Below are 5636 nucleotides of genomic sequence, written 5' to 3' on the forward strand. Positions count from 1 at the left end.
CGCGGGACGCGTCGGCCACCACGCCGCGCACCGCCTCGTCCACCACCGGCCGGGACGCGGACAGCCCGCCGCCGCCCGTACGGGTCGCTCGTACGGGTGAAACCTGCGCCGGGCGCTCGCCGCGGGAACCGCCGCCCGCCGCGGCCCGTTCACCGACCAGCCGACCCCACGGCGTACCGCAGGCTTCCTCCGCCGCACCCGCCCAGTCCCGTTCCGCCGACTGTCCGGCACCGGCCGCGCCCACCGCGTCCGCGAGCCGGTCCACGAATTCCTCGCGCGCCGAGTCCGTGAGCCCGGCGCCGCCCTCGCCGACGTAGAGCGGGTGCAGCCTGCTCGCCGTGCGGTCCATGTCGGCCGCCAGCCGCCTTCCGGCCGCCGCGCGGTCGGTGACGAGCTGGGCCAGTACGGCGCGCAGGTCCGCGACGCCCTCGCCGGTCAGCGCCGACGCGGAGAGCACCACGGCGCCGTCCTCGCCGTGCTCGCCGACCGCGAGGCCGTCCTCGTCCAGCAGCCGCCGCAGGTCGTCGAGGACCAGGTCGACCGAGTCGCCGGGCAGCCGGTCGATCTGGTTGAGCACCAGCACGGTCACGTCGGCGTGCCCGGACAGCGGGCGCAGATAGCGCTCGTGCAGGGCCGCGTCGGCGTACTTCTCGGGGTCGAGCACCCAGACCACGACGTCCACCAGGCCCAGCAGCCGGTCCACCTGATCGCGGTGGCCGGTCGCGGCCGAGTCGTGGTCGGGCAGGTCGATCAGGACGAGCCCGTCCAGGCTCGCGGCGCGCCCGCCGAGGGCGCCGTCCGGCTCCTCCCCGCCCAACAGGCGCGGCACGCCCAGCGCGTCCGCGGCGTCCAGCGCGCCACGCCTGGCGTAACGGTCCTGCGGCGCGATCCCCAGCCGGTCGAGCAGCCCGGCCGCCCGTTCCGGCTGCCAGGCGCAGGCGACCGGCTTCGCGGTGGTCGGCCGCCGTACGCCGGTCTCGGAGAGTTCGAGTCCCGCGAGGGCGTTGAAGAGCGTGGACTTCCCGCTGCCGGTCGCCCCGGCCAGCGCCACCACCGTGTGGTCGAGCGACAACCGCCGCCGCTCGCCCAGGCGTTCCAGCAGCTCGCCGGTCTCGGCCAGCGCGTCCGGGCTGATCCGCGTCCTGGACAGCCCCAGCAACTCGCCGAGCGCGTCCACCCGCACGGTCAGCGCGTCGGTACCACTCCCCCGCCCCTGAGCGGCGGAGAGCGGAGAAGCGGCGGACGGAGAGGCGGACGGCGCGCAGGACGACGGGCCCGGGACACGTCCCGGCCCGTCGCCCGCCGCGTCCGCGGACCCGCTCGCCGCGGATCGTGCCGAAGTGCCGGTCGTCGTGGCCACCGTGGTCACCTTTCCCTCTGGAGTACGGACAGCGCCGCGATCAGCGACGACTGCTGCCGCGCGGTCACGTCGTAGCCGTCGACCGGGGCGAGCCGCCGGTCCCGCTCGGCGCTCAGCAGCCCGGCGACGGCGTCGTCCAGCCGGTCGCGGGCGGTGTCGCGCAGCCGCAGCGCGGCCTGTACGCCGACGGTCTCGGCGAGGCGTTCACCCGCGGCGCTCCCGCGCTTGCCGCCGAGCAGCGCGGTGCCCAGCAGCGCGGCCACGTCCTCGGGGTCGACGGGCGGCCGGTCGGCGTCGCGGGCGGCCCGCGCCTGCGCGTAGGACAGTTCGGTCAGGCCGCGGCGCCAGCGGCGTACGCCCTTGTCGATCCGTGCGGCGACCGCGACCCGGTCGCGGTCCGGCCGGGCCGACGGCTCGCCGAGCAGCGCGGATCCGGCGCGGTCGCGCTGCCAGTTGGCGACGACGCGTTCGTCGGCGGCGTCGGTCTCGGTACGCAGCAGGGCCGCGAACTCCTCGGCGAGCGCGTGCTGGAGGGCGTCGGGACCGCACGCGGGGTAGCCCTGCCAGTGCGCGAGGGCCTCACCGGCCAGCGGGACGCCCGCGCCGATCGCGGTGTCGATCCGCTCCCCGGCCTGTTCGTACGCGTCCTCCGCGCCGCGTGCCAGGCGTACGGCGGCGGCGTGCTGGGCGGCCGAGGCGGAGGCGAGGGCGGGCAACCGGCCGCGCAGGGAGTCCAGTACGCCGACGGCGGTGCGCTGGGCGGCGTGCTGGCGGGCGGCCGGGTCCTGGGCGCAGTGCGCGAGCCATTCGCGCAGCGCGGCCACCGCGGTCTGCGGCAACAGGCCGCCGCCGCCCGCGGATTCGGGCAGTTCGGGGACGGTGAAGCGGGGTACGTCGCCCAGGCCGGCCTTGCCGAGCAGCGCCGCGTAGTGCCTGCCGACGTCGTCCGCGATCTGGTGCGGGACGCGGTCGAGGACGGTGGCGAGCGTGACGTCGTACTCCTTGGCGGTCCGCAGGAGATGCCAGGGCAGGGCGTCGGCGTAGCGGGAGGCGGTGGTGACCAGTACCCAGATGTCCGCGGCGCAGATCAGCTCGGCGGCCAGTTCCCTGTTGCGGGTGACGAGGGAGTCGATGTCGGGGGCGTCGAGGAGCGCGAGGCCGCGGGGCAGGCTGTCGTCGGTCTCCAGGCGCATTTCCGCGCGCCCGGGTTCGCCGCGGTCGGTACGGCCGCCCCCGCCGCGCCGGTCGTCGTTCCGGTCACCGCTGTCACCCCGGCCGGCGCTGCCGCCGCCGTCCCCGACACCCGGGCGCACCCGTTGGCGTACCGCCCAGGCCCTGTTGAGGCCCGGCAGGACGCGCGGGTCCGCGAACCAGGCGCGGTCCTCGGGGTGGCAGACCAGCACCGGGGTGCGGGTGGTCGGCCGGAGCACGCCGGATTCGCTGACGCGGCGGCCGACAAGGGAGTTGACGAGGGTCGACTTGCCCGCGCCCGTCGAACCGCCCACGACGGCCAGCAGAGGGGCCTCCGGCGCCTTCAGCCGGGGCACCAGGTAGTCGTCGAGCTGGGCGAGCAACTCCTGTCGTGTGCGCCGGGCGCGGGCGGCTCCGCGCAGCGGGAAGGGGAAGCGTGCGGCGTCGACGCGGTCGCGCAGCGCGGACAGCGCGTCGAGCAGCTCGGGCCGTACGTCCAAGATCGCCACACCGGCAGAATGCCCCATATTGGAGCATTTTTGAAGCGTATTTCGGGTAAATCACCCCATTCGGCCCGCACTACGCGAAATGGGGCGGCCCGTGGTGTCGATGGGGCAGAATGAGCCATCGGCATAACGAGTGCACAACAGCAGCGATCCGAGGCGTCAAAAGCGATGCACGTTCTGCACATGCCTGCGATTATCGGACCACTTCACCGAACCTCCACAACGTGTCACGCGGGTGAAGCAACCGGCGGCAGGCATGTAGCGCCCTATCCTTGACCTCGGTACAAGGTCACGGAACCACCCAGGGGCGGAGACAGCCGCGGCCACTGTCCGGCCCCCGTAGCTCAGTGGATAGAGCAGGCGCCTTCTAAGCGCTTGGCCGCAGGTTCGAGTCCTGCCGGGGGCACTCCACACGTCAACGCGTACGTATCGCCGGAAGTTCCGCGTCGTCGCGGCTCGGCGCGGTCGCCGAACGAGTGCCCCAGGGGCGCCGCCCCACCCCCCGGACGACGGGTTCCCACGCCGTCGTCCGCGCGAATCCCAGCGTTCTCGCCCGTCTCCACGTTCTGGCCGGATTACGCCGGTCCGTGGGGCGTACGCCCGTCCGTAAGCCGTGAGGCGTCGGGGATTGCCGCCGGATTCGCCCTGCGCGCTTCCCCCGCCCTTCCGGGACCGGTCACGCGAAAGGCGGCATCGTGGTCACCCACGAGAGCGAATCACGGACGGCCGAGTCCCTGGCGGGCGCGTTCGGGGAGCGGCGGGCGCGGCCGGTCAGCCGAAGCGGCCGTTGACGTAGTCGGCGGTACGGGTGTCCTGCGGGTTGCCGAACATCGCCTCGGTGGGGCCGTGTTCGACGATGCCGCCGGGGGTGCCCTGTTCGGCGAGGAAGAAGGCGGTGTTCTGGGAGACGCGGGCGGCCTGCTGCATATTGTGGGTGACGATGACGACGGTGACCTCGTCGGCCAGTTCCCTGATGGTCTCCTCGACGCGGCGCGTGGACGTCGGGTCGAGAGCGGAGCAGGGCTCGTCCATCAGGAGCACGCGGGGGCGGATCGCCAGCGAGCGGGCGATGCACAGCCGTTGCTGCTGGCCGCCGGACAGCGCGCCGCCGGGCTGCCGCAGCCGGTCCCTGACCTCCTTCCACAGGCCCGCGCGCGACAGGCACTCCTCGACCAGCAGGTCCTTGGTCTGCCGCGAGGCGCGGGCGCCGGTCAGCCGCAGTCCGGCCAGGACGTTGTCGTAGATGCTCATGGCGGGGAACGGGTTCGGCTTCTGGAACACCATGCCGATGTGCCGCCGGGCCTCGGTGAGCGGGCGGCCCGCCGCGTAGATGTCGTCGCCGTCGAGCAGGACCTCGCCGCCCATGGCGGCGCCGGGGATCATCTCGTGCATCCGGTTCAGGGTCCGCAGGAAAGTGGACTTTCCACAGCCGGACGGGCCGATCAGGGCGGTCACGCGGCCTGCGGGCATGGTGAGCGAGACCCGGTCGAGGACCTTGTGCGTGCCGAACCAGGCGGAGACGCCCCGCGCGTCCAGGGTGGCGGCGCCCGGTCCGCGCGGCGGGACGGACCCGGGCAGGGCGGTCTCGGGCGGGACGGTCCCGGGCAGGGCGGCGGTGGGCAGGGCGGCGGTGGTCTCTTCGGGGGTGGCGATGTCGGTCACGGCGGGCACCTCGGGCAGTACGGGGCGGACGGTGGGCGGGTCAGAGGAGGTTGGGGAGCAGGCCGGTGACCTGGTCGGCGACCTGGAAGCCGACGACGGCGGTCAGCGGCAGGAAGACGATCCACGTCTGGTGGCGGCCCCAGCGGTGCCAGGCCCACACGGCCGCGACGGACGCCGCGAGCAGCGCCTGGAGCCACATCACCAGCTTCCACAGCTCGCCGGTGGAGGTGCCCATCGGCTGCTCGTCGGCCGGGACGGAGCCGGGCCGGATGACGGCGTCGGGTGTGTCGGCGGTCTTCGACACGAGGTCGGCGTCCACGCGCAGCACACCGCTGGGCAGATACGCGGGGCCGTCGGCGGTGACCAGCACCAGCCGGCCGCCTCCCGCGGCGGGCTGCGCCGGGGCCGGGTCGCCCGCGCGGCGGGCGTCGAGCACCCGGAACCGGTGACGGCCCTGCCCTGTGGTGACGGTGAAGGTGTCGCCCGGCCGCAGCCGGTCGAGCTTGCCGAACGGTCCGCCGTACGCGGCCGCTCTGCCCATCAGCACGCTGCTGCCTGACTGGCCGGGCAGCGGGGTGTCGCGGCGGTGGCCGACGCCGCCGGTGAGCACGTCGGCCGAGGTGCCCTCCGACACCGCCTCGCGCAGGTGCAGCCGGGGGATCTCCAGCAGCGCGAGCGGTGTGCCGGGCGCGAGCAGCCGGCCCCGCTCGTCGGTCTGGCCGACCGGCACGGTGCCCTCGGCGAGGCTGGCGCGCAGCGCGTCGAACCGCTCCTGCTGCGCGGACCTGTGCTGCGTCCCGCTGAGTACGACGAGGTTGGCGGCCAGGCCGAGCAGCAGCACGGCGAGCGCGAGCAGCGCGCCCGCGGCGAGCTGACGGGCGGCGGGCCGCCGCGGCCGGGGGGCCGGGGCGGCGAGC

General features: G+C 74.8%; 4 protein-coding genes and 1 tRNA gene. 1 reads left to right on the forward strand and 4 read right to left on the reverse strand.

Features of this window, described 5'->3' with window-relative positions; translation table 11 throughout:
- Together BGM09_RS22600 and BGM09_RS22605 are read right to left on the reverse strand one after the other, a co-directional pair.
- On the reverse strand, positions 1-1360 hold a 1360-nt coding region (locus tag BGM09_RS22600), incomplete at its 3' end, for a GTPase (protein ID WP_411158357.1).
- 5 nt (positions 1361-1365) lie between these two features.
- The gene (locus BGM09_RS22605) at positions 1366-3051 is read right to left on the reverse strand and encodes a dynamin family protein (RefSeq protein WP_188283503.1); all 1686 of its coding nucleotides are present in this window, start codon (positions 3049-3051) and stop codon (positions 1366-1368) included.
- A 339-nt stretch (positions 3052-3390) separates the two neighbouring features.
- Between BGM09_RS22605 and BGM09_RS22610 the strand changes: the two genes are divergently transcribed.
- A tRNA-Arg gene (locus tag BGM09_RS22610) sits at positions 3391-3463 on the forward strand.
- A 365-nt stretch (positions 3464-3828) separates the two neighbouring features.
- On the opposite strand, the gene BGM09_RS22615 is transcribed toward BGM09_RS22610, so the two are convergent.
- Entirely contained in the window at positions 3829-4635 is an 807-nt protein-coding gene (locus BGM09_RS22615) for a phosphate ABC transporter ATP-binding protein (protein WP_411158358.1), read from the reverse strand.
- Positions 4636-4759: 124 nt separating this feature from the next.
- Positions 4760-5636: sortase (locus tag BGM09_RS22620; RefSeq protein ID WP_188283502.1), on the reverse strand; the 877-nt coding region annotated here is incomplete at its 5' end.

Source organism: Streptomyces sp. CBMA29 (genome assembly GCF_014596445.1).
Taxonomy (GTDB): Bacteria; Actinomycetota; Actinomycetes; order Streptomycetales; family Streptomycetaceae; genus Actinacidiphila.